This window comes from Rhodococcus sp. P4_B6, assembly GCF_056402215.1.
Genome location: NZ_JBFUHV010000030.1, coordinates 44,456 through 66,064, shown reverse-complemented (window position 1 = coordinate 66,064; position 21,609 = coordinate 44,456). Strand labels below are relative to the sequence as shown.

Genomic DNA, 21,609 nt, shown 5'->3' with positions numbered 1-21,609 from the left:
GGGTGGACTGCGGCTACAATCTGAGGTCATGTCGCTCCGCGCCGCACAGAAGCAAATGACCTACGACCTTTTCCTCGCCAAAGGGCTCGAGCTGTTCGGTACGAAGGGCTATGTCGCAACCACGATCGATGACATAGCCAGCGCCGCGGGATCGACCCGGACGACCTTCTACCTGCACTTCTCGTCCAAGGCCGACGTGATGAGCGCGCTGCTGACGAAGGTCGACGCACTACTCACCGCTGCCGACGACCCCACGCTCACCGCGGTGGTGGCCTCGGGCTCGCGTGACCAGATCCAGGAGTGGCTGGACCGCAAGTTCTCACAGTGGGACGAGATCAAGCCCTATCTCACCGCGTCCTACCAGGCAGCCCAGGAGCCGGACGTCGCAGCCAAGACCGAGCAGTGGTTCGAGTCCGCCGTCGGCGACATGACGGCGGGACTGGACCAGGCCAAGCGGTTCCCTCCCGGTCGGCGCCGGATTCGCTGCGTGCTCGCGTTCGGTCAGCTGGAGTACCTCTCGCGCCGCTACTTCGCGGTCGGCTGGCAGACTCCCCGCGAGGCGTGCCTCGACGAACTCACCGACTCCTGGTGCCACCTACTTGCGTCGGACGACTAGAACTCGAAAGCCGTCGCGTCGACGAGGATCTCCCGCAACCAGGCGATGAACGCCGCATCCGCCAGACGCGGATTCCACACCATGTCGATCCGCAACGGCGAGACCGGCAGCGGGAACTCCTCGATACGGAGGTCCACCCGTTCCCGCATCGCGACAGCAACCCGGAATGTGTGCACCGCCACCCCGCCTGCCGACGCGACCATGTGCGGGATGAGCAGGTGGTCGCAGATCAATTGCCCGATCCGGTAGTGCACGCCGTGCGCGTCCATCGCGGCGTACGGCGCCACCCGGTGCCGGGAGTCGTAGGTGACATGGGGCAGCGACGTGAGCAGATCCAGTGCGGATGCCCCGGGATCGCTGTCCGGATGGGCGATCACCACCCAGCGATTCTCGTACAGGCGCTCGCGCGGGTACGGCGATGTGAACGCCTCGGACAGGAGTACGACGTCCACGCCGTCGTCGGTGAAGTCGCTCGGTTGCGGCTGAACGAAGTTGCGCACCCGCAGAGTCGCATTCGGTGCCCGCTCGGCGATCAACCGCGCCAAACCCGGCCCGACCACGAATGCGGTGCTGGTGGTCATTGCAACAGTGATGGTGCGGCTGTCGCGAGCGGGGTCGAAGCCCGGGAAATTCACTACCTGTGCGGTCTGCCGCAGCACTTCACGCAGTGGTGCGACGAGTTCCAGGGCACGCGGTGTGAGCATCAGGCCGCTTCCCTGCCGCGTCACCAGATCGTCACCGATCAGTCGGCGCATCCGCCCCAGGGCATGACTCATCGCGGGTTGGGACATGCCCACCCTGGCCGCGGCGCGGGTGACCGATCCTTCCTCGAGTAATGCCAGCAACGGCACCAGCAAGTTGAGGTTGACCGAGGCAAGCCGCTCCAGGCCGAGATCACTCGAGTGATCACCGGGTTCGTTCATCCACACGAAGTTACGCGTCCTCCTTCCGAGGGGTCGACGTCATCCGGCCGCGGCGGCCATGCGGCGCAGTTTCGGGATCGGGATCCGATGGTTGACGGCGACCGCGACACCGTCACCGCCGACGTGGGTCCAGCGCATCACCGACGGTCCGTGCGGGCTGTCGCCGAGCAGGAACTCGGGTTCACCGGCGGCCGGTAGGTGGCCGGTGGCCTTGAGGTTCAGCCCGAACTGCTCGGTCCAGAAGTTGGGTTCGAGGTCGAGTTCCGGCGCATCGTCGCCCGCCAGGAGCGCGTTGGCAGCGACCTTGGCCTGCTCGATAGCGCTGCTCCACAGCGGAATTCGACGTATTCCCGTAGGCGTGGGAACGGCGGCGGCGTCCCCGGCCGCGACGATGTCGGGCCGGACCCGGCCGCGCGAGTCCACCTCGAGACGGCCGCCGGTCAGCAGTCCGCTGGTGGCCAGCCACTCCGTGTCGGGTATGTCGCCGATCGCACTGACGATCAGGTCGGCGTCGATTCGTGATCCGTCGCGTAGGACCACCCCATGCGCGTCGTCGATCCCGGCAGCCGAGCCGAGGACGACCGTGAGCCCTCGGGCTACCGCGGCCGCGGTGAACGCGTCGGACAGGCAGTGCCCCAGGTGCGACAGCATCGGCGGGCCGTCGGCTACCAGCGTGGCCCGGCATCCCGCCGACAGGGCCGCGGATRCGATCTCCATGCCCAGCGGACCGGCGCCGACAACCACGACCGTGGGCCGGGCCGCCAGCCGTTCCCGGAGGACCAGGGCATCGTCCACGGTGCGCAAGGACAGCTCCACGCTGTGGTCGCCGCCCAGGCGCCGTGCCCTGGAACCGGTGGCAATCACGAGTCCGTCGTAGGTCAGGTCCGAACCGTCGTCGAGACGCACCCGGCGGGACTCGACGTCGAGCTCGACGGCCGCCACCCCGAGCACCTCGGTTGCCTCGTGCGTGGGCGGTGCCAGTTCGCGGGAACCGCCGTCGACGAGGAGCGCCTTGGAGAGCGCGGGCCGCGAGTACGCCGCCCGGGGTTCGGCCCCCACAATGGTCAGATCGCCGTCGAAACCCGCGGCTCGGAGACCGTCACACGCGGTCTGGCCGGCGATCCCGTTGCCGATGACCAGGATTCGTTCGGGAACTTCGATGAGTTTCATGCGAGCCTGAGTGCGGCCACGGGGCAGACCCGGACCGCAGCGCCGGCGTCCGTGAGTTCCGGGCTTCCCTCGGGGATGTCCTCGACGTCGAGGATCAGTTCGCCCGCGTCGTCGAGGTGCATCAGGTCGGGAGCGATCTCTTCGCACAGTCCGTGGCCTTCACAGCGAGGCCGGTCGATCACGATTTTCTTCATGCCGGGACCACCTTCAGGATCTCGAGTGCGTCGATGGAGCGGGTGATGTTGCTGGGCAACCGAACCGGCTCGGCGGCCACCAGCCGCTGCGCGTGGACGGCGAGTGCCCCGATGACGGCGTGGGCTTCCAAACGGGCCAGGCCCTGGCCGGCGCAGCCGTGCGGTCCGTACCCGAAGGAGAGGTGGTCGACGGGGTTTCGCTGCACCAGGAAGGCGTCCGGGTTCTCGTAGTGCCTCGGGTCGCGGTTGCCTGCGCCGAACAGGATCGCCACCTGGGATCCGGCCGGCACGAGGGTGCCGTCGATGTTCACGTCCCGGGTCACCGAGCGGCCCCAGGCATGGACCGGCGCCCAGAATCGGAGAATCTCGTTGAAGGCAGCCGGCACCAGCGCGGAATCTCCGCGGACCAGGTCGAACTGATCGGGGAAAGCCGAGAAGAGCGCGACGATGTTGCCGAGCGCGGCGATAGTGGTGTCGACACCCGCGCCCAGGTACTGGTGGATGATATGGCCGGCGGTGCCGGGAGGAATGGCGCCGCGGTCCTCGGCGTCGAAGATGCCGCGACCGACCGACCCCGGCGCCAGATCACCGGCCCGGACCCCGGTGCACCAACCGTAGAGTTCGCCGGCGATCGGGAAGTTCTCCGCGGTCCGCTGATTCATCGGACCGATGACTTCCATCGCGGCCTGCCCCCAGCGCAACATGTTGTCGCGCACCTCACCGGTGAAACCGATCAGGTCCGCGACGACCTCGAGCGGGAAGGCGCGCGCCAACGCATCGATGGCCTCGAACGATCCTCTGGCGACCAGGTCCACGACCAGCGCATCGGCCTTGGTGTGGATCTGATCCCGGAGTCCCCGCAGCGCCCGTGGAGAGAGGTTCTCGGAAAGAGCCGCGCGCAATTCTGTGTGGATCGGCGGGTCCGAGGCCAGCGATGTGCCCTGAAGCGCCTCGTTGACCACGGAATTGAAGCCGATCGTCCGGGACGAGAAGGTGCCCGGGTCGGCCAACGCGTCGCGGATGACGTCGTAGCGGGTCAGGGCATAGACGTCGTTGGCGGGCAGATGTACCACGGCGCCGAGATCGCGGAGTTCGGCGTACGTCGGATAGGGGTCGATCACGACCTCGTCGGCGAAGAGGTCCGTATCGCTACTCGCCGGAGTGCTTCTGTTCATGCCTCCAGTGAAGTGACTCCACTCACATAAATCCAACTCATATTAGGCATGTACGGACATGAACAAGATTGATGCTGTCCGCCCTGCGGTGCTCTCATCCGTGGTCGCGGCACACCGCGGACGCGGGATCCGGTTCGCACATTTGCTGCCACGTGTAGCAGCCGGGATGTCGTCGCCGTCGACTCACTCTGGCTCTACCTGAACAACCGCAACACCCAGGACTACTGGGACTGGAGGATTCTGCGGGCCCGCTCGGCGACGGGCAGATCCACGAACTCGCCGTCCGGCAGCTGGACGGCGGCCCCGCCGGACTCCTCGAAGACGTTCACAACCCTTTGTGCCCAGGCGAGTTCGTCCTCGCTCGGGCTGAAGGCGGTGTGAATGATCGGCAGTTGGGAGGGGTGGATCGCAGATTTGCCGCCGAAGCCGAGAGAGCGGGCGTGTGCGGCTTCCCGGGCGAGTCCGTCGGTGTCCCGCAGGTGGGGGTAAACGCTGTCGATCGGGGGTGCGATTCCCGCAGCCCGGGAGGCGATGACCAGGTGCGATCGCACGTACTGGAGCGGGGTGTCCCCGTCGCCGATGTCGAGGTCTTTCCGGAGGTCGATGCCGCCGAGGGCGAGATGTTCGACGCCGGGTTCGGCGGCGATCGCCAGGGCGTTGGCGACTCCCCTCGCGGTTTCGATCGCGCAGATCAGCGGCGTCCCCGGTGCCCGATCCAGCACCCACCGCACGTCGTCGACCGAGTCGACCTTCGGGATCCGGATGCCGTGAGCACGGTCGGCGACCGCGGCCAGGTCGTCGGCGGCCGGCGCGGTGCCGACGGCGTTGATGCGCACCCACGCGGGGTGGATGGTCAGAGTGTCGGCGACGCGAGCGCGGGCGGCGTCCTTGGACTCCGGCGGGACCGCATCCTCGAGGTCGAGGATCACCGCGTCCGCACCGGCATCGAAGACCTTGCCGAGGAGTTTCTCTTTGTGCCCGGGCACGAAGAGGTAGCTGCGGGCCATCAGATGACTCCCCTGTCCTGCAGAGCCTCGATGTTCAATCCGAGTGCGTCGCGGTAGATCTGCGTGTTGTCCTGTCCGAGTCGCCGTCCGGGAAACCGGATGGCGCCGGGGGTGCCCAGCATGCGCACCATGAGGTTCTGCATGGCGATGGGCCCGAGGTCCTCGTCGTCGACAGTGGTGATCACGTCGCGGGCGCGGACGTGCGGGTCATTCATCAGTTGCTCGACGTCGTAGATGGGTGCGAGAGCGGCGCCGACGCGCTCGAACTCGGTGACGACCTCGTCGAACGGGCGGGCGGCGATCCATTTCCCGACCGATTCGTCGAGGAGGTCGCCGTTGCGGCTGCGTTCCCCGGCGGAGGCGAACCACGGCTGTTCGACGAGGTCAGCTCGTCCGACCAGACGCATGACCCGTTCGGCGACGGAGGTGGCGCTGGCCGAGATCGCCACCCACCGGTCGTCCTTGGTGAGGTACGTGTTGCGGGGGGCGTTGTTGGGCGATCGGTTGCCTTGACGGCCGGCGATCGCGCCGAGCTGGTCGAAGGCGGTGGGGCCCGGGCCGAGGATGCCGACCAGGGGTTCGAGCAGCGAGAGGTCGATGACCTGCCCTTGCCCGTTTCCTTCGGGGCTGTTGCGGTGCAGCAGTGCCGTGACCACGCCGAAGGCGCCGGTGATGCCGGCGACACCGTCGGCGAGACCGAACGGGGGCAGCGTCGGCGGTCCGTCCTCCTCACCGGTCTGGTGTGCGAATCCGCTCATCGCCTCGGCGAGGGTACCGAAGGCGCGACGTTGGGCGTAGGGTCCGTCCTGCCCGAAGCCGGTGACCCGCAACGCGATCAAGCCTGGATTGAGCAGCATCAGCCGGTCGGGTCCGAGTCCCCACTTCTCCAGCACTCCGGGTCGGAAGTTCTCCACGAGCACATCGACGTCGACGACCAGATCCCGCAGGATCTGCTGGCCCTCGGGGGTGCCGAGGTCGAGGGTGATGCACTTCTTGTTGCGCGCAATGACTTTCCACCACAGTCCGTGGCCGTCCTTGTTCGCCCCATGAGATCGGGCGGGGTCGCCCGTCGGGTGCTCGACCTTGATCACCTCGGCTCCGAAGTCGCCGAGCAGCATCGCGGTGATCGGTGCGGCGTACACGGTGCTGATGTCGAGAACTCGAACTCCGTGCAGCGGGCCGCGGTTCGCCTCCCTCGGCGAACTCGCGGTCGGGGTGTCATCGTGTGGATTCACGCTCATGGGCAGTCCTCGGCATTGTCGAGAGGCGATTGAAGCGGGACGGTGGTGATGGCGCCTGCGTGGAAGTCGGGCGGCACGTTTCCCGCGTGTGCGGACTCCAATCTGTCACTCGCCCGAGTGAAGTACAATCGCGAGTATCTTGACTCCCTTTAAATTCTTCTAAAGGCAGGTGGCCGAAGTGCTCGACACGACGCGGATGTTCACGCTGTGCGAGGTCGCGAAGCACGGCTCCATCACCGCGGCTGCGGCGGCGCTCGGGTACACCACTTCGGCGGTCTCGCAGCAGATCGCCAAGCTCGAGAAGGAGGCCGGGCAACCGCTGCTGGAACGGCACGCCCGCGGCATCATGCTCACCGACGCCGGCCGCTCCATCGTCAAACACACCGAACGGATCCTCATCGAACTCGAGGCCGCGGACGCCGAACTCGCGGAGATCCAGGGACTACGTGCGGGAGAACTGGCGATCGGAACCTTCCCCACGGCCGGATCCTCGCTGCTGCCACTGGTGATCAAGGAATTCAAGACCCACCACCCCGGCATCGACCTGCGCGTCCTCAGTGGACGATTCGCCCAGCTCGTCGATTCGCTTCGCCGCCGGGAGACGGAGCTGTCCCTGTTGTGGGACTACGAGTGGAACCGGATCGACGACCCACTGCTGACGTACCACCACCTGATGAACGATCCGACCCTGCTCCTGGTGTCGGAGAAACACCGCCTCGCCGACCGGGAGTCGATCAGGATCACCGAACTCCGCGACGAGTCGTGGGTGGTGCGCGCCGACGATCACCCGGTTGCCCACACACTCGAACGGCTCTGTCAGCAAGGCGGATTCACGCCCCGGACAAGTTTCCTCGCCCACGACTACGGGGAGGTTCAGGCCATGGTGGGGGTCGAGTTGGGGGTGTCGATCGCGCCGCGGCTGGCCGTCCTCAATCCCCGCCCCGACGTCCGGTCCATCCCGCTCGCCACCCGCTCGCCGCAGCGCCGGATCCTCGTCGCACACCTGACCGAGCGTCGGCTGAGCCCGGCCGCTCAAGCGGCCATCACACTGTGCATGGCGGCAGCGCGCCGCCTCGAGGAAGGTTTCGCCGACACGTAGGCGCAGGGCTGCACGGTGATCGCCGGCTACGAGGGGCAGATGGTGAATGCGTCGGCGAGATGTGCGATCTTCTCGGCCCTGCCGAGCCGCGGCAGGTCGCTGCCGTCCCGGATGACCCGACCGCGCGCATCGAAGTCGGCGAGAAATTCGCGCGCCCAGATGACGTCGGACGGTGCCGGGCTGATGGCCTCGTTGATCACGGGCAGCTGCCCGGTGTCCAGGCACAGTTTGCCGGTCAGACCGAGAGATACCGCGACCGCGGACTGCTCGCGCAGAACGGTGTGGCTGTTGCTGACAGTCGGTCCGTCGATCGGTCCCGGAAGGTCCCCGACCCGGCTCGCGACGACGAGCCGCGATCGCGGATAGACCATGGCGAGATCGTCCGCGCTGGCGCCGGTGTCGCGGCGGTAATCGCCGCTTCCGAAGGCGAGCCGGAAGGCGCCGCGGGCGCGGGCGATGGCGGGCGCTTCCTCGATGCCCACGGCCGATTCGACGAGGGCGAGGACCGGAACGGTGCCGCCCAGTCGATCGAAGGTGTCGGTGACGTGGCCGGCCGCCTCGGTCTTGGCGAGCATCACCCCGGCCAGTCCGGGAAGTCCCGCGAGGCGGTCGACGTCGTCCGACCAGTAGGGGGTGGTGTGATCGTTGATCCGGACCCAGGCCGAATGCTCCTCCAGCCACGTCGCGACGCCCTCGCGGGCGTGCGGTTTCCGTTTCGGGTCCACGGCGTCCTCGATGTCRAGGACGATCTGGTCCGCGGGAGATCGGCGGGCCTGCTCGAAGGTCTCGACACGGGTCCCGTTCACCAGCAGCCACGAACGCGCGATCCCCGCGAGGTGCTGTGGCCGGGTCATCGTGCAGATCCCGCCAGCACGGCGGCCGGGGAGGCGACGAACAGTTCGGCGGCCGCGATGCGCCGTGCCGCGCGGTGCAGTGAGACCGCCTCGATCACCCCGTCGGGGGAGGTGGTGAGGTCGATGTCGAGGACACCAGCGGCCGTTCCCAGTCGCAGCGAGCCGGGCCACCGCACCCGGGCGTTGTCGGCCACCACTCCCCCTTTCACCGTGGCGGCCGCGGCGACGGCGACGGCCGATGTCAGGCCGATCGCCGGATGCGGGGCGAGCATCGACAGCATGCGGACCGAGACGTCGTAGTCCGCACCGACGATGTCGATGCCCGCGCTGGTGCGATAGTCCCGCGGTGGGCCGATCACACCGACCTTCGGAATGGCATGCGAGATGGGGTCACCAGGCTTGCTCAGTCCCATCCGCAGCGACGATTCGCGCCGCAAGGCCACGAGAACGGAGAGGTGGTCGGCGATCACCGAATTGTCCTCCGCCCCGCTCAAGCCCAGATCGGCGGCGTCGAACAACGCAGCCGGTGCCCCGGCAGCCACCATCGTGCCCCGGTAGCGGCAATCACCGAGCGTGATCGAATCGGACGCCGAGCCGGTGGGCAGGATCGCCGTGCCGGAGGCCAGGCCGGTGAAGGTCAGGGCGACCGGAACGCCGAGCGCACTGGTCCCCGGCACGGCGGCATCTCCCTCGGTGGGGATCACCCCGCCCGGGGTGGCGATCTCGGCGGTGAGGATCGCACCGGTGTTGGTGTTGCGCATCCGCACGATCGTCGTCGCACTGTCGACCGCGACGAGTCCGGACTGCAGCGCATACAACCCGATCCCGGTGGCGCAGTTTCCGCAGTTGCTGCCCCACTCGACCCGGCGATCACCGATCGCGACCTGCGCGAACAGGTATTCGACGTCGATGCCCGGCTCGGCGGATCGGCGCACGATCGCGGCCTTGGATGTTGTCGAGCTGCCACCGCCCACGCCGTCGAGCTGACGGGGATCACCCGACCCGAAGGCCGAGGTGAGTATGGCGTCGAGCCCGCCCGCCTGCTCGACCAGAGGGTCGACATCAACCGCGTTGAAGAGCCAGCACTTGCTGGTGCCCCCTCGCATCCAGGTTCCACGGAGTGTGAACACCGCCCGGCCGCCTTTCATTCGTGACGAAGTCTGAGGCACCGCCGAAGGCTCTGATCGGGGTAAGGGAACTGAATCTCCAGCGGTGACACCATCAACCCTGCGCCCCACCTGGGTGGAGCACAATTTCGAATATGAGGACGACCCTTAAGAGTGGCTTACATTGCCGGGTCGAGCGCCTTCGTAGGACGGCGCACCCACCCACCGGCGGCGCGGTGTGACCTCGGGCGCCACCGTTCGTCGAGGTCGACGACCCACAGCGACGCCACCAGCACGACGATCACCTGGGCACGAAGCCGTCGGCATGACTTAAGCAGAACTGAACCCCCGGGTAGAAACGTGACATTGTTCTGAACATCTGTCGTCTCTAACGTGATGTAGGACATGATCGACGAGAGGATGTGACATGCGAACCACGAGCCCGCTACCCCCAAGCGAAGACGTTCCCGCCGACCGGGACCGGGCCTGGGAGCTGTCCACCGAACTGGTCGATTCCACCGCGCCCGTTCTGACCCCGCACCGTGACCCCGTCACAAGTCGGGAGACGCCGCACACGCACCCCCTGGCACCGCCATTCAGTGCCCTCGGACGCGTCGAGGCCCCCATTGTTCACGCAACCGGAACAGCCGACGACCAGGCAGGCGACCCTGCCGGACAGCAAGCGAAAGAACGACCATGACCTCCATCGAAATACTCCCCCTGATCGCCTTGGTCGCGATGTTCGTGATCGCCACCATCTTCCCCATCAACATCGGCATCCTGGGCTTCATCGGAGCCTTCCTCGTCGGCGCCTTCGCCCTCGGTTACGACGACAAGGAAATCCTCGCCGCATTCCCGAGTTCGATCGTGCTGACGATCATCGGCGTCACCTACTTCTTCGGCATGGCCAAGAGGAACGGCACCATCGACCTCCTCGTCAACGCCTGCATCCGCGCAGTCGGCGGCCGGACGGTGATCGTTCCCTGGGTGTTCTTCTTCTCCGCCTCCGTGCTGACGGCACTGGGCACCTTCAGCCCCGCAGCGGTCGCGCTGATCTCGCCCGCGGCGATGTCCTTCGCCGCGCGCACCCGGATGAGTCCGCTCGTGATGGGCATCATGACGATCAACGGCGCCCACGCCGGCGCGTTCTCGCCGATCTCGGTCTCCGGTGTCCTCGTCACCGACATCGTCAACTCCAGCGGCCTGACCATCGCACCCTGGACGCTGTTCTTCGCCAGCTACGGCATCAACCTCCTGCTGTCGGTGCTGACCGTGGTCGGCTACTCGGTCCTCGCCCGAGTCCGCGACCTCGAGTACACCGCCACCGGGACCAGCAACGAAACCGGCAGCGGTACACCGCGTCCCACCACCGTTGGGGCACCGGATCGGACGCCGACCACCGGCGGTACAGGCTCGTCGGGCGGGACGCAGGTACTCACTCGCGGGCAGACGGCGACCAGCGTCGTGCCCGACGCACACCCCGTGACCCGGGTCCAGAAGCTCACCCTGTTCCTCATCGCCACCGTGCTCGTACTCGTGCTGGTGCTGCATCTGCCGATCAGCTTCGTCGCCATCGCCGCCGGCGCGGTCCTCGCCTTCACCGATCTGTCGAAGCAGAACGAAGCCATCGCCGGCATCAGCTGGTCCACCGTCCTACTCGTCGCCGGCATGGTCACCTACATTTCGATCATGGAGGAAATGGGCACCATCGACCACCTCGCCGAAATGGCCATCACCGTCGGCGCACCACTGCTGGTCGCGTTCGTCCTGTGCTACGTCATCGGCGTCACGTCCGCGTTCGCATCCTCGACCGCACTGCTCACCGCGATCATCCCGCTCGCCCTGCCCCTGCTGCAGACCGGCGCACTCCCCGTCGTCGGAGTCGTCGCGGCGCTGGCGATCTCGGCGACCGTCGTCGACGTGTCCCCGTTCTCCACGAACGGCGCCCTCGTCCTCGCCAACGCACAGAACATCGAACGCCCCGCGTTCTACCGCCAGCTTCTCCTCAACGCAGGCATCGTCGTCGCAGTCGCACCTGCACTGTGCTGGTTCATCCTGGTAGCCGCCCCTGCACTGTTCTGAGCACGCCAGACAAGGGCCGCGACCGCCACCTCATCCCAGGTGGCGGTCGCGCTCGTAGCACCCACGTGCCGGCGGCCACCTCGGCAGCCCCGGTCACCGGCCTGTCGGACTGAATGGTGCTGTACACACTTCAGCCACATCCTCGCCGGTGGGTCCAGGTACTGACCGGCTCCCGAGCACTCCCTACCCCTGCGTGCACAGGGCGGCGATGATCGTTCGCGTCATCCAGTCCGAGTATCGGTCGAGTGTCCATCCCCGTTCCAGGACGAGTCGCTCGTAAGTGTCTATCGCGAGGTAGTTCCACAGCACGTCGCGTACCTCGTCGAGTTCGATGCCGGCACGAAGTTGGCCTGTCCCCGCGAGGTGGCCTCCGATCATCGTCATCGCAGTCAATCCCTCCTCGCTCAGTTGCCGCCAGACCGGGATGAGCGAGTCGTCCACGTGCCGTCCGTCGCGAATGAGAATTTGCACCTTGGCCGACCGTTGCTGCCGCCGCGCCACTGCGTGGATGAACATCTCGATCTTGCGGCGCACGTCCGGCTCTTCGAGCATCGCCCGCTGCTCCGGGCGGTCGGCGACCGACACCGGCTCGTCGTCACCGGCGATCACGAAATCGAACACCGCCTTCGCCAGGGCCGCCTTGCTACCGAAACTCTTGTACAGGCCCTTCACCGAGACACCGCCCCGATCGGCGACCGCCGCGAGTGTCGTGGCCCGGAAGCCGTCGCGCTCGAACAACTCCTTCGCAGCCACGACCACGGCACGCCGTCTCGCGCGCGCCCGCTCCTGCCTGCCGGACACGTCGTAGCGCCTCTTGACTTCGACCATCGCCGCTCCGATAATTTAAGTACAACCTGATTGAACCCAATGTATCAGGGCTGACGCCACAGCACCGCAGTCGCAACCGGGTGCACAGCAGGCGGCCGAATCGGGACGGATATGCGACATACCTGTCGGCCGAATCGAGAGAGTGCGTCCAGCCCTGTCGAAACCGCGTAAGTCGTTGGTCGGCAAAACGATGCGGTACAACGTGATCGCGCGGTGCGGACGAGGGAAGGGAAAGGGACATGGAAAACCTGCATGAGCCCGCCGATACACGAAGCATGGGGATCGTCCACAGCGCTCTGCGCCGTGACCTGGAACGAACCCGATTGGTGCTCGCGTCTCCGCCGTATCCGGACGGCAGACGTCGTCGAGCGCTCGCAGGGCACGTCGTGTGGATGATGCACGTCCTGCACATGCACCACACCGCCGAGGACGCCGGACTCTGGCCACTGATCCGGGCCAGGAATCCGTCTGCGAGTGGCCTGCTCGACCAGATGGATGCCGACCACCAGCGGATCGCCCCAGCCATCACCACCGTCGAGGAGGCCGCACGAGCCTACCGTCACACTGAGTGCGCACGTGAACGGTTGCGCAATGCGATCGCTGGACTCAACGACGTCTTGTTGCCGCACCTGCAGCGTGAAGAATTTGAGATGATGCCGGTCGTCGGCGCTACCATCACCACCGCCGAGTACCTCGCCGTCGAGAACGAGTACTTCGTCAAACCAAAGAGTTTCACCGAGCTGGGCGCCGAGGGACCGTGGATCATCGATGGGGCTTGCCCCGACGACCGCGACGTGATCTTGCATGTGATTCCTGCGGTCCCACGCTTCGTACTTCTGCACACCTTCGGCCGGAGCTACCGCCGTAAGGCCACCCTATTGTGGGAGGACGGGCCGGCGGCTGCTGTACCGCCGCTGAAAGCCTCCGTGAGGGACGCGGGCATCCCACCAGCCGAGCCCACCACGAGACGGAACCAGGCGGATCGGTATCCACAGATTGGACCTGCGCCAATGTGAAGCTGGGCCTACCTACCGATGGAGCCGGGACTTAGGGTTGACATGAAACAACCATGCGGTCTGTAAATCCGAGGAGGGCGCGGTGACCTGTCGTGGTGGTGCTCGTATGACTTGTTGCGGTGACCGGCGCAGACCGAAGTGGTTCCTCCGTCATCGTTGATGCCCCAGGTCGAGAAATTGAGATAACCCATGTCCGAGGACGACCCGCTGGCAACCCAGCGTGATCCCGTTTCGGGGTTCACGGCCGACTTGGTTGCAGACGGGTTCACAGATGCAATCGAGATCGGACGGGGTGGCTTCGGCATCGTGTATCGGTGCCCGCAGCCTTCTCTGGACCGCACGGTCGCGATCAAGGTGTTCACCGCCGACGTAGATCCGGACGACCGCGAAAGGTTTATCCGCGAACAGCATGCGATGGGCAAACTGTCGGGCCACCCGAACATCGTCGACATCTATCAGGTCGGGGCTACCCGGAGCGGCCGACCCTACATCGTGATGCAGTACCACCCCGGCGGTTCGGTAGAGGAGAGAATCCAGCAGGCCGGCCCGTTCGAGTGGGGTGATGCGATGGGCCTCGGGATCAAGCTGGCCGGTGCACTCGAGGCTGCGCACCGGAACGGGATACTCCACCGCGACGTCAAGCCCGCAAATATCCTACTCACCGACTACGAAGAACCACAGTTGACCGACTTCGGTATCGCGCGCATCGCCGGAGGCTTCGAGACGTCCACCGGCACGGTCACGGGTTCGCCCGCATTCACAGCCCCGGAGCTACTCGAGGGTGAGCCGTCCACACCGTCATCGGACGTCTACGGACTGGGCGCGACGTTGTTCTGCGCAATCACAGGTCACGCCGCTTTCGAACGCCGGAGCGGCGAGCAGTTGATTGCCCAGTTCCTGAGAATCACCACGCAGCCGGTTCCAGACATTCGTGTGGCGGGTATTCCGCCGAAGATGTGCGCTGCCATCGAACGGGCCATGGCCACCAGTCCCGTCGATCGTCCCGACACTGCCGCTGAGTTCGGGGCCGAACTCCAAGAGATTCAGCGTGGGTGCGGGCTCAACGTCGACAAGATGATCGTGCCCGGCACAACTGCTACTCCTTCGCCCGCAGGTGAGCTCCTTCGACGGGCGACGCCCTCGGGCGACACGCGGTGCCGTCGCGCGGTCGACGACCTGGAGCGCGGTCGAGCAGCCTACCGAGCACAGGTGTGGGACGAGGCGTATTCGCGGCTCAGCCGCGCAGACGAAACGGCGGCCTTGGATCCGGACGATCTCGAGGCCCTCGCCGAGGCCGCCCACCTCACCGGCCGGCCCGAGCACAGCGTCGAGGCACGGAGCCGGATCTACACCTACCGGGTGGACAACGGTGACGACCCCGGCGCCGCCATGTGCGCGATCCGAATCCACCTGGTGTCGATGCTGCACGGCGACATATCCCCGGCCATGGGATGGCTCTCCCGTGCACAACGGCTGCTGCAACGGGAGCCGGAGTGCGCGGTGCACGGCTATCTGTCCCTAGCTCAGGCCGAGGGTGCGTTCCATACCGGCAACCCGGACAGTTCACTCGAGCTGGCGCGCCGCGCAACGACAATCGGCACACAGTTCACCGATCCCGATCTGGTCAACGTCGGCCTGCACCAGGCAGGTCGCGCCCTCGTCGCGCTCGGTGACATCTCAGGAGGCACCGCACTACTGGACGAGGCCATGATCGCCGTGGCCGGCCACGAGGTGAAACCAGTGAGCTCCTGGTGGATCTACTGCAGCTCGATCAACACCGCCGAATACATGTCGGACTTCGGCCGCGCCAGCACGTGGACATCCGCATTCGAGAAATGGCTGGGAACCCAGCACGGTGCCACGGCCGTCTCCGGCTCGTGCCGGATGCACCGATCCCGGATCCTGCGCCTGCACGGATCCTGGGCCGACGCCGAACACGAAGCACGGCAGGCCTGCGCGGAGCAGAACGGAACCGTCGCCATGGATGCGGGCCAGGCCTGGTACCAGATCGGCGAGATCCGGCGGTTGGTCGGTGACCTCACCGCAGCGGAGGAAGCGTTCGGGCACGCCGGCGCCTACGGCTGGGATGTGCAGCCCGGCATGGCACTGCTGCGAGCCGCGCAGGGCCGCACCGACGCAGCCGCCGCCGGTCTCGCCCGTGCATTGGTCGAACATCCCTCGGACCGCCTCGCGAGGGCGAAACTGCTCCCCGCACAAGCAGAGATCGCGATCTCTGCGGGCGACCTCGACCGCGCACGCGCCACCGCGGAGGAACTTGCCGCCCTGGCGGACGGCGCCCCGCCAGCCGTCCGCGCCGCAGCAGAACAGGTTGTCGGTGCCGTCCGCCTCGCCGACGGCGACCCAGCGGGTGCTCTACCCGAATTGCGCGGCGCCGTGCAGATCTGGGCGGACCTCGACATGCCCTACGAGGCCGCACGCAGCCACCGGCTGATCGGACTCGCGTGCGGCGCGATCGGCGACGAGGACACTGCACGACTCGAATGGGACGCCTGTCGTGCGGTGTTCGACCGCCTCGGTGCGATGCCGGATCTTCAGCGCACCGACGAACTGCTCGGGTCGGCGCCACCACCGGCACAACTCCCCGACGGTCTCAGCGCGCGAGAGGTCGAGGTGCTACGACTAGTCGCGTCCGGAATGACTAATCAAGATGTGGCAGAACACCTGTCGCTGAGCAAGAAGACCGTCGCACGGCACTTGAGCAACATCTTCGCCAAGATCGGCGTCACCTCACGCGCCGCCGCGACTGCCTACGCATACCAACACGGCCTGAACTGACCAGCCGCGATTCATGTTCGTGCCGGAAGCAGACCGGTACTTCCTGTTGTCCGGACGGCACTCCATGTCCGATGCCTGATCGAGCGCGCCAATGGGTCGAAATGCCCATCGGGGCTGATTCGCGCGACACCGAATACAGCGAACGCCCGATGCGGTGGTGGCGACGCACGAACTAGCCTCAAACCAGTTGCCTGACAGCGAGGCAACGATGACGGACAAGGGCACCACGATGGCCGACCTCGACTTCGCGCCACGAGACATTCTCATCACGAGTCGCGCCGGAATGCGCGCAGGCAAGACGTCAGTTCCGGGGCGATGAGCCGGCCCAGCCCCGGGATGGTGCGTCCGGACTGGCAGTTCGAAGCGTCCTCATGGAGGAGGAACTCATGAATAACGACAAGCACCTCCAGCACCTCGGCGAGCTGGCGGTGGCAGTGGGCATCGGGCTTGCGGTCGGAGCGCCAGCCGGCATGGCGGTGGCAGCACCGTCCGTCGGCGACTCGTCCACGTCGTCCGGTTCCGATTCGTCCGACCGGACATCGTCCGACCGGACATCGTCCGACCAGGGATCCACTGACCGTTCCACGGACCGATCCACGGACAGGACTTCGTCGGACCGGACGTCATCCGGTACATCGGGTACCGACTCGGACTCGTCGAGCGACAGATCCGGATCGTCGACGACCGGCGACTCGAACACGGATTCACAATCCACGTCCAGCACGGATTCACAATCCACGTCCAGCACGGATTCACAATCCACGTCCAGCACGGATTCACAATCCACCTCCGGCACCGATACCCAATCCACTACGGGCACCGAATCCACGTCCTCGGACAACGACGTGAACGGGTCCGACGTGACGACTCCCGACCCCGCCACGGCACCCGACCCCACGGCACCCGGCAGTTCGTCAACTGTGAGCCGCGGTGGCGTGCCGGATTCGGGCACGGCAGCAGACGAGCCCGGTGCCGCGACAGCGCCGGCCGACCGGCCTCCGGAACGAGCAGTCACCGAGCGATCGGATTCGCCGGCGTCCTCGACATCCTCGCAGGGTGACGACCGCGCACCTGCGGGCGACGCCAGTGTGCCGAACCTGTCGACAGCACCGGTGACGGACGGATCCGGCGCGGCCCTCGACCCGCCCGCCCTGGTGGAGGACCCGGCGGCGCGGGGACCCGTCCCGGCCGCGTCGGCGGCGATTCCGGACGCAGTTCCGGCGACGGTTCCCGCGATCACTGCGATCGACGGGACGGCAGCCCTGACGCGCTCGGTGCCCGTCACGCGTGCCGATGCGCCGCAGATCGGGACGCAGGCATCGGGACCGTCTCTCCCCGCCCCGGCGGTAGAAGTTGCATCCAGCGTCGTGTCGAAGGTGCTCGGCGCCCTCGGGCTACGCCCGTTCCTGTCGAATGACCCACAGGTACCGATCGAGTCGCCGACGTTCTGGGCGCTGGCCGCAGCGTGGTGCCGTCGACAGGAGAAGGCAGTCATCACCGACGCGAGCCGGGCGCTGGCTGCCGCCCCCGTCACGACCAGCGAGCCGATCGAATCGTTCGCCGGAGCACGAACATCCTCCGTCGCGACCGGCGAGCCGATCGGATCGTTCGCCGCCGCGAGCACCACCTCCACCGCCGCACTCTCTGCATCCACTGCCGGGCCGACCGTCGATGTCCGTGTCCCCGACCGCAGCACCGGTACGGTGCTCGGCTCGATCAACGCGTCCGGAACCCAACTCCAGTACCCGGTCACCACACCGCCGAGCCGCGGCACGGTCACCGTCGACACGACCGGCGGCTTCACCTACACCCCCACCCAGGTAGAGCGCCAACGGGCCGCGCTGAACCCGGACGCCGATTACGACTCGTTCACCGTCACCGTGACCTCCGGGCAGTCCAGCAACCCGGTGACCGTGCAGGTGCCGGTGTCGGCGGCACGGATGCAGCTCGCGCAGTCCACCACTGTCGGGTCCAACCCATCGGGTGCGGTGTTCGCCGGCACCAAAACTTATGTGGCAAACCAGGGTTCGAAGAGCGTCTCCGTGCTCGACGCAAACAACGCAGTCGTCGGCTCGGTGACCGTCGGCACGTCGCCGACCGGCGTCGCGGCCAACCCGGCCGGCACCCGGGTGTATGTCACCAACAGCGGCAGCGGCAACGTCTCGGTGATCAACACGTCTACCAACACGGTCGTCGCCACCGTCAAGACCGGCACCACACCCAGCGCCGTCGCCGTCAACCCCGCCGGCACGCGCGCGTACGTCACCAACAGCGGCAGCGGCAACGTCTCGGTGATCAACACCGCCACCAACACCGTCGTCGCCACCGTCAAGACCGGCACCACGCCCAACGCCGTCGCCGTCAACCCCGCCGGCACCCGCGCGTACGTCACCAACCGCAGCAGCAACACCCTCTCGGTGATCGACACCGCCACCAACACCGTCGTCGCCACCGTCAGAACCGGCACCACGCCCACCGCCGTCGCCGTCAACCCCGCCGGCACCCGCGCGTACGTCACCAACCGCGCCAACAACACCGTCTCGGTGATCGACACCGCCACCAACACCGTCGTCGCCACCGTCGCCGTCGGTTCCCAGCCGACCGCCGTGCGCGTCACCCCCGACGGAAGCGCAGCCTATGTCGTCTCCAATCCGGACACACTGACCGTCGTCGACACGCGCACCAACACCGTCGTGTCCACCCTCTCCCTCGACTCGCCCGCCGAGTCCGGCGACCACTCCATCGCGCTCAGTGCCGACGGTTCCCGGATGCTCGTCACCGACGCGTCCGACGGGCGGGTCCGGGCCCTGACGCTCACCTACGTGAACTCCGCGCCCACAGCGACCTGGACGGCCGGCGCACCTCGGGCGTCCGACGGCGCGGTCGTCGTCACCCTCGTCGACCCCAGAGACCCGGACGGCGACCCGGTGACCTTCACGAACACCGCGCCCGGGTCCGGGTCGGTCCTCTCCGACGGCGTGACCTTCACCTACACCCCGACCGCCGCCGCCCGCGACCTCGCCCTGCAAACACCGATTGAAGACGCCGACCACTTCACCATCGCCCTCACAGACGGCCACGCCGTGACGAACATCCCTGTCACCGTTTCCGTTTCGCCGACCCCTCTCCAGGTCGTCTTCGACGTCGAGTCGACGGAGATCACGGTGGGGTACCCGACCGACGCGGCCGTCGTCGACGACCGGCTCTACGTCGTCAGCGAGGACGGCTACGTGCGGGTCATCGACGCAGATGGGACCGTCGGGACACCGATCGCGGTCGACTGGAGTTCGTCGAATATCGCGGCAGCCCCGGACGTGGACCGGGTGTACGTCAACAGCCCCTATACCGGCACCATCTCGGTGATCGACACGACCACCGGCACCGTCATCGAGACGATCTGGCTGCCCACCTCCCCCGACTTTCAGGGCTATTCCCTGGCGCAGGAGTTGGCCGTCAGCCCCGACGGGACGCGCCTCTACGCCAGCGGTGAGGACGGCACGGTGTCGGTGGTCGATACCGCCACGAACGCCGTCGTGGCTTCGCAGCCGCTCGGCTCCTACGGCAGCCTGGAAGTCAGTGCGGACGGCCGCTACCTGTTCGGCGCGAACGGGTCGACTGTCAGCGTCATCGACACCGAGTCCCTGAACACGGTCGGCTCCATCACGGTCGGGCCCACGTGGGACCACACCAGGACGAGCAGCGAATTCACCGACGTTTCGCACAGCCTCACCGTCGTGAACGGGAACCGGCTGTACGTCACCCAGCACGTCAGCACCGTGGAACTCGCCTCCGGCGGCTTCTCCAACGGACAGTTCATCGTCGACAACACCGGACGGCTGTGGCGCGTGACGGGCGGATACGGACTGGTCTCCGTGATCGACATCGATCCGGCGAGTGCCACGTACGRCACCACGCTCGAGAACGTGCGACTGACCGGCGACGCGCAGGACCTGGCGCTGAGCCACGACGGCAGCCGGGCATTCGTCACCGTCGGGGATGGACGAACCGTCGCGGTGATCGACACCGCCACGAACACCGTCGTCGGAACCTTCGTCACCGACGAGGACGGCGCGGTCACCGGGCCCTACGGTCCGCTCCGGAACGTGCTGCTCGCGGGCGACACGCTGTACGTCACCGACTACCGCGACGGCGCGGTGTACGCGGTCTCCGGCCTGACGATCGGCGCGCCCGCCGCCCAGAGCGTGTGAACACCCGGCGGCCGAACGCCTGAATGGCCCGAAGACGATCCGGCGCCGAACAAATGCTCAATTCTCCGCGCATGACCGCGCGCGAAACTCACACGAGCGGTGTCGATTTGGGACCGGTCACGTCGCCCCAATACGCCTTCTGGCACGCCACCGGATGCGCGATGTCAGCACGGGGAAGTCGAGCATGTGTTCACAGAGCCGTCCCGCTCGACGGCGACCGGAAAAAGTTCCATCGCCGTGGTTTTCGGCCCCGGGCGGTCTCGACCCGCCGGAATCCGACCAAGCCGGACTTCGTCACGACCGTGCACTGTGAGCACCCTCGGCGGCGACGGTTGGCGGTCGACCACACGGGTGCCGGTCGCTTGACGGCGCCTCGCGCGGAAGCTGAAGTTGAAGTCGAACTTCAGGCCCCGGTGGCGATAATCCCAACAGAAGGTCAAGCCCAGCAAAAATAGCGATTCAATGTCAGGCGCTGGGCGCGTAATCTACTACATGAGGCTTCTCGGCGCTTCCTAGCGCTTCTCGGTGCTACCTGCCGCCCGGTGCCGCGCCATACAAACCCGAAGATTGGAGCAGAGATGCGTATCTTGCGTGCGTTTGTAGGAGGGATCGCCGGGGCGATCATTCTGGTTCTGGGACTATCTCTTCACGCGCCCGTGCCGACTGCTCAGGCCGAGTGTCTGAGAATGCCGTACTTCACGCCGTTTGGATATGCCAACTTCGATTTCCCCCCGCGAATCGTTGCGCTGATGAACGACAACGAGATCGCGGTCGAAGGCATCACGCCGTTCGAGGCCAAGCCCGCGAAGACCGGTCTCTATCTGCCAATCGGCTCGCACACCAATTACATCGACGCATGCCAGGGCGTGTACTACCCCGGCGGTCCGAGATTGATCAGCAAGACTGGGAATTCTGTTGCGGTCGAGAATATCTGGCTGCGAATGGACGGCGCCTACGGAGCTGTGACGATCAACGGAGTTCCTCAGGGCGAGAGGATGGTTGCCACCTACAACGTGGGTGAAATGATGCCGACGCTCATGACGCCCCACGGCGGCGGGATAGGACCCACATATTGGCCGTTCCGTTTCTCCCCATATTTCGCGCAGGTTTTCAACGACACCGCCGGCGCCAACCTCGTCCAGCCGGGTGAGGTGTTCRCCAACCTCGACGCCGTCGGGAAGTTTGCGCCCTGATCTGACACGAATTCAGATGAAGGCCCGGATCGAGTTCGACTGCGAGATCCCCCGCGAGCACCGAGTTCGTCTCGGCCACCGCGGTTCCCGAACAGGGATTA

19 protein-coding genes are annotated in these 21,609 nt (G+C 66.6%); 9 read left to right on the top strand and 10 right to left on the bottom strand.

Translation table 11 applies throughout. The features are described 5' to 3' along the window. The first annotated feature begins 28 nt into the window (after positions 1–28). Positions 29–616 (top strand): TetR/AcrR family transcriptional regulator, encoded by a 588-nt coding sequence (locus tag AC1DWT_RS17185; protein ID WP_072946827.1) that lies wholly within the window; start codon positions 29–31, stop codon positions 614–616. Here AC1DWT_RS17185 and AC1DWT_RS17180 read toward each other — a convergent pair. From AC1DWT_RS17180 to AC1DWT_RS17155, 6 genes are all read right to left on the bottom strand, one after another. Then, a complete protein-coding gene (locus AC1DWT_RS17180; protein ID WP_477921511.1) occupies positions 613–1,539 on the bottom strand; it encodes a LysR family transcriptional regulator in 927 nt (308 codons plus the stop codon). The two genes, AC1DWT_RS17185 and AC1DWT_RS17180, sit on opposite strands and share 4 nt — an antisense overlap. 39 nt (positions 1,540–1,578) lie before the next feature. Beyond that, complete coding sequence (locus tag AC1DWT_RS17175) at positions 1,579–2,709, bottom strand: NAD(P)/FAD-dependent oxidoreductase (RefSeq protein WP_477921510.1); 1,131 nt, start codon at positions 2,707–2,709, stop codon at positions 1,579–1,581. Then, positions 2,706–2,903, bottom strand: a complete 198-nt coding sequence (locus AC1DWT_RS17170) for a ferredoxin (protein ID WP_095863534.1) — start codon at positions 2,901–2,903, stop codon at positions 2,706–2,708. Before AC1DWT_RS17170 ends, AC1DWT_RS17175 begins: the two co-directional genes overlap by 4 nt. Continuing rightward, positions 2,900–4,078, bottom strand: coding sequence for a cytochrome P450 (locus AC1DWT_RS17165; protein ID WP_477921509.1), 1,179 nt, complete (start codon positions 4,076–4,078; stop codon positions 2,900–2,902). The genes AC1DWT_RS17170 and AC1DWT_RS17165 overlap by 4 nt, the downstream gene beginning before the upstream one ends. A 221-nt stretch (positions 4,079–4,299) precedes the next feature. Then, entirely contained in the window at positions 4,300–5,085 is a 786-nt protein-coding gene (locus tag AC1DWT_RS17160) for an HpcH/HpaI aldolase/citrate lyase family protein (RefSeq protein WP_477921508.1), read from the bottom strand. Then, a complete protein-coding gene (locus AC1DWT_RS17155; RefSeq protein WP_072946832.1) occupies positions 5,085–6,326 on the bottom strand; it encodes a CaiB/BaiF CoA transferase family protein in 1,242 nt (413 codons plus the stop codon). Before AC1DWT_RS17155 ends, AC1DWT_RS17160 begins: the two co-directional genes overlap by 1 nt. A gap of 178 nt (positions 6,327–6,504) precedes the next feature. Between AC1DWT_RS17155 and AC1DWT_RS17150 the strand changes: the two genes are divergently transcribed. Then, positions 6,505–7,425: a LysR family transcriptional regulator gene (locus AC1DWT_RS17150; RefSeq protein ID WP_072946918.1), complete on the top strand. Its 921-nt coding sequence runs from the start codon at positions 6,505–6,507 to the stop codon at positions 7,423–7,425. Positions 7,426–7,451: 26 nt separating this feature from the next. Here the strand turns inward: AC1DWT_RS17150 and AC1DWT_RS17145 are convergent, their stop codons facing one another. From AC1DWT_RS17145 to AC1DWT_RS17135, 3 genes are all read right to left on the bottom strand, one after another. Continuing rightward, entirely contained in the window at positions 7,452–8,279 is an 828-nt protein-coding gene (locus AC1DWT_RS17145; protein ID WP_477921506.1) for an HpcH/HpaI aldolase/citrate lyase family protein, read from the bottom strand. Next, a complete protein-coding gene (locus tag AC1DWT_RS17140; RefSeq protein ID WP_477921504.1) occupies positions 8,276–9,385 on the bottom strand; it encodes a PrpF domain-containing protein in 1,110 nt (369 codons plus the stop codon). Before AC1DWT_RS17140 ends, AC1DWT_RS17145 begins: the two co-directional genes overlap by 4 nt. Positions 9,386–9,564: 179 nt before the next feature. Beyond that, complete coding sequence (locus tag AC1DWT_RS17135; protein WP_259375893.1) at positions 9,565–9,690, bottom strand: hypothetical protein; 126 nt, start codon at positions 9,688–9,690, stop codon at positions 9,565–9,567. 122 nt (positions 9,691–9,812) lie between these two features. Between AC1DWT_RS17135 and AC1DWT_RS17130 the strand changes: the two genes are divergently transcribed. Together AC1DWT_RS17130 and AC1DWT_RS17125 are read left to right on the top strand one after the other, a co-directional pair. Next, on the top strand, positions 9,813–10,085 hold the full coding sequence (locus AC1DWT_RS17130) for a hypothetical protein (RefSeq protein ID WP_143548918.1): 273 nt from the start codon (positions 9,813–9,815) through the stop codon (positions 10,083–10,085). Continuing rightward, positions 10,082–11,467: an SLC13 family permease gene (locus tag AC1DWT_RS17125; RefSeq protein WP_477921502.1), complete on the top strand. Its 1,386-nt coding sequence runs from the start codon at positions 10,082–10,084 to the stop codon at positions 11,465–11,467. Before AC1DWT_RS17130 ends, AC1DWT_RS17125 begins: the two co-directional genes overlap by 4 nt. A gap of 183 nt (positions 11,468–11,650) precedes the next feature. Here AC1DWT_RS17125 and AC1DWT_RS17120 read toward each other — a convergent pair whose 3' ends face one another. Next, the gene (locus AC1DWT_RS17120; RefSeq protein ID WP_072946837.1) at positions 11,651–12,295 is read right to left on the bottom strand and encodes a TetR/AcrR family transcriptional regulator; all 645 of its coding nucleotides are present in this window, start codon (positions 12,293–12,295) and stop codon (positions 11,651–11,653) included. Positions 12,296–12,534: 239 nt separating this feature from the next. On the opposite strand from AC1DWT_RS17120, the gene AC1DWT_RS17115 reads away from it, so the two are divergent. The 5 genes from AC1DWT_RS17115 to AC1DWT_RS17095 all read left to right on the top strand — a co-directional run bounded on the left by AC1DWT_RS17115 (position 12,535) and on the right by AC1DWT_RS17095 (position 21,508). Beyond that, positions 12,535–13,311, top strand: a complete 777-nt coding sequence (locus AC1DWT_RS17115) for a hemerythrin domain-containing protein (protein WP_477921501.1) — start codon at positions 12,535–12,537, stop codon at positions 13,309–13,311. 189 nt (positions 13,312–13,500) lie between these two features. Beyond that, positions 13,501–16,107 (top strand): protein kinase domain-containing protein, encoded by a 2,607-nt coding sequence (locus AC1DWT_RS17110; protein WP_477921499.1) that lies wholly within the window; start codon positions 13,501–13,503, stop codon positions 16,105–16,107. A gap of 187 nt (positions 16,108–16,294) precedes the next feature. Continuing rightward, on the top strand, positions 16,295–16,426 hold the full coding sequence (locus AC1DWT_RS17105) for a hypothetical protein (RefSeq protein ID WP_255315017.1): 132 nt from the start codon (positions 16,295–16,297) through the stop codon (positions 16,424–16,426). A 541-nt stretch (positions 16,427–16,967) separates the two neighbouring features. Further along, complete coding sequence (locus AC1DWT_RS17100) at positions 16,968–20,315, top strand: Ig-like domain-containing protein (protein ID WP_477921498.1); 3,348 nt, start codon at positions 16,968–16,970, stop codon at positions 20,313–20,315. A 578-nt stretch (positions 20,316–20,893) separates the two neighbouring features. After that, complete coding sequence (locus AC1DWT_RS17095; RefSeq protein ID WP_477921496.1) at positions 20,894–21,508, top strand: hypothetical protein; 615 nt, start codon at positions 20,894–20,896, stop codon at positions 21,506–21,508. Positions 21,509–21,609: the final 101 nt, after the last annotated feature.

Excerpts from the sequence above, each read along its gene's own strand:
- AC1DWT_RS17185 (WP_072946827.1), top strand. The coding sequence starts at position 29 with ATGTCGCTCCGCGCCGCACAGAAGCAAATGACCTACGACCTTTTCCTC.
- AC1DWT_RS17180 (WP_477921511.1), bottom strand. The coding sequence starts at position 1,539 with ATGAACGAACCCGGTGATCACTCGAGTGATCTCGGCCTGGAGCGGCTT.
- AC1DWT_RS17170 (WP_095863534.1), bottom strand. The coding sequence starts at position 2,903 with ATGAAGAAAATCGTGATCGACCGGCCTCGCTGTGAAGGCCACGGACTG.
- AC1DWT_RS17165 (WP_477921509.1), bottom strand. The coding sequence starts at position 4,078 with ATGAACAGAAGCACTCCGGCGAGTAGCGATACGGACCTCTTCGCCGAC.
- AC1DWT_RS17160 (WP_477921508.1), bottom strand. The coding sequence starts at position 5,085 with ATGGCCCGCAGCTACCTCTTCGTGCCCGGGCACAAAGAGAAACTCCTC.
- AC1DWT_RS17155 (WP_072946832.1), bottom strand. The coding sequence starts at position 6,326 with ATGAGCGTGAATCCACACGATGACACCCCGACCGCGAGTTCGCCGAGG.
- AC1DWT_RS17140 (WP_477921504.1), bottom strand. The coding sequence starts at position 9,385 with ATGCGAGGGGGCACCAGCAAGTGCTGGCTCTTCAACGCGGTTGATGTC.
- AC1DWT_RS17130 (WP_143548918.1), top strand. The coding sequence starts at position 9,813 with ATGCGAACCACGAGCCCGCTACCCCCAAGCGAAGACGTTCCCGCCGAC.
- AC1DWT_RS17125 (WP_477921502.1), top strand. The coding sequence starts at position 10,082 with ATGACCTCCATCGAAATACTCCCCCTGATCGCCTTGGTCGCGATGTTC.
- AC1DWT_RS17120 (WP_072946837.1), bottom strand. The coding sequence starts at position 12,295 with ATGGTCGAAGTCAAGAGGCGCTACGACGTGTCCGGCAGGCAGGAGCGG.
- AC1DWT_RS17115 (WP_477921501.1), top strand. The coding sequence starts at position 12,535 with ATGGAAAACCTGCATGAGCCCGCCGATACACGAAGCATGGGGATCGTC.
- AC1DWT_RS17110 (WP_477921499.1), top strand. The coding sequence starts at position 13,501 with ATGTCCGAGGACGACCCGCTGGCAACCCAGCGTGATCCCGTTTCGGGG.